This is a genomic window from Allobosea sp. ASV33 (genome assembly GCF_016428755.1).
In the GTDB taxonomy this organism is placed as follows: domain Bacteria; phylum Pseudomonadota; class Alphaproteobacteria; order Rhizobiales; family Beijerinckiaceae; genus Allobosea.
Map to the genome: position 1 here is coordinate 1 of NZ_JAELTI010000369.1, position 301 is coordinate 301.

A 301-nucleotide genomic window follows, 5' to 3' on the forward strand; every position below is an offset into this window, starting at 1 on the left:
AGGCGCGTCGAAGGTGGTCGAGGCCGTTGCGACGAGGCCGATGCGCTCGGTTGCGCCCGCGAGTGCCGACAGAAGCGTGAACGGCTCGAACGAGGTGACGGTATGGCTGCGCTTGAGGGCCTCGACCTGTCTCTTATACACATCTCCGAGCCCACGAGACTCTAGGCGCGATCTCGTATGCCGTCGTCTGCGTGAAAAGGGGGGGGGGGGGGGGGGGGGGGGGGGGGGGGGGGGGGGGGGGGGGGGGGGGGGGGGGGGGGGGGGGGGGGGGGGGGGGGGGGGGGGGGGGGGGGGGGGGGGG

General features: G+C 75.7%; 1 pseudogene. It reads right to left on the reverse strand.

What is annotated here, in order from left to right:
- A pseudogene (locus JHD80_RS29465) lies at positions 1-141 on the reverse strand (LLM class flavin-dependent oxidoreductase); the annotation flags it as partial.
- Positions 142-301 lie beyond the last annotated feature (160 nt).